2 protein-coding genes are annotated in these 1391 nt (G+C 71.7%); both read left to right on the top strand.

The genetic code is table 11. From position 1 onward, the window contains the following. Positions 1-793: methylmalonyl-CoA mutase family protein (locus V2I46_14915; GenBank protein ID MEE4178794.1), on the top strand; the 793-nt coding region annotated here is incomplete at its 5' end. Next, positions 793-1391 (top strand): methylmalonyl-CoA mutase family protein (locus tag V2I46_14910; protein MEE4178793.1); only part of this gene is annotated, 599 nt, incomplete at its 3' end. The genes V2I46_14915 and V2I46_14910, both read left to right, overlap by 1 nt.

The following is a 1391-nucleotide window of genomic DNA, read 5'->3' as shown; positions in this document are numbered from 1 at the left end:
GCTGGCACGCAACGTCCAGACGATCCTGATCGAGGAGTCGCACCTGGCCAGGGTGATCGACCCGGCCGGCGGCTCGTGGTTCGTCGAGCGACTCACAGACGAGCTCGCCCAGGCCGCGTGGCGGCGCTTCCAGCAGGTCGAGGCTGCCGAGGGCATGGTGACCGCTCTGCTGACCGGGCTGCCCCAGGCCTGGGTCTCGGCCACCCGGCAGGCGAGGGCCGACCGGGTCGCCCATCGCCGGCAACCGATCACGGGCGTCAGCGAGTTCCCGAACCTGACCGACTCGGTGCCCGCGCAACCCCAGCTCTCCACCGGGCCGACGCCGTTCGAACCGCTCGTCCCCCACAGCTACGCCGAGCACGTCGAAGGCCTGCGGGACCGCGCCGCGGCACATTCGGGCGCGACGGGGGCTGCTCCCACGATCTTCCTGGCCACCGTGGGCCCTCTCGCCGAGCACGCGGCACGGGCCACGTTCACGACGAACCTGTTCGCCACCGGCGGCGTCGTCGCGATCTCGTCCGGCACGGTCACGGCCGAGACGGCGGCCCAAGCATTCACGGACAGTGGGGCCCAGCTGGCCTGCATCTGCGGCAGCGATGCTCGCTATGCCGACGAGGCTGTCGCGGTGGCACAGGCCCTTGCCTCGGCCGGCCCGGCCCGGCTGTACCTGGCGGGCCGGCCCGGCGACCTGCGGGCCGCCCTGGACGCTGCCGGCGTCGACGAGTACGTCGTCGCCGGCGGTGATGCCGTCGACCTCGTCGACCGAGCCCTGAGCACGGTAGGAGTGCAGTGATGAGTGAGCACGGGATCGGCAGCTTCGCCGGCGTCGAGCTGGGGCCCCTGCGCGACGGGGACCCCGAGCGCTGGGCTGCCGCGTTCACCGCGGCGACGGGACTGCCTGCGCAGCAGGCAAGGTGGGTCACCCCCGAGGGCATCGAGGTGGCGCCCCTCTACACCGCGGACGCGCTGGACGGACTCGACCATGTGCACTCCTTCCCCGGCCATCCGCCGTACCTGCGCGGCCCCTACCCGACGATGTACGTCAACCAGCCGTGGACCATCCGCCAGTACGCCGGCTTCTCCACGGCCCGGGACTCCAACGCCTTCTACCGTCGCAACCTCGCCGCCGGCCAGAAGGGGCTGTCGATCGCCTTCGACCTGGCCACCCACCGGGGCTACGACTCCGACAACCCGCGTGTCGCCGGCGACGTGGGGATGGCTGGTGTGGCCATCGACTCCATCCTCGACATGCGCGAGCTGTTCGACGGCATCCCGCTGGACACCATGAGCGTGTCGATGACCATGAACGGCGCCGTGCTGCCGGTGATGGCCCTCTACATCGTGGCGGCCGAGGAGCAGGGCGTCGACCACGCCCGTCTCACCGGCACGAT

The organism is Bacteroides sp. (assembly GCA_036351255.1).
In the GTDB taxonomy this organism is placed as follows: domain Bacteria; phylum Bacteroidota; class Bacteroidia; order Bacteroidales; family UBA7960; genus UBA7960.
The sequence above is the reverse complement of the archived record's forward strand: the minus strand, read 5'-3'. Positions and strand labels throughout refer to the sequence as shown.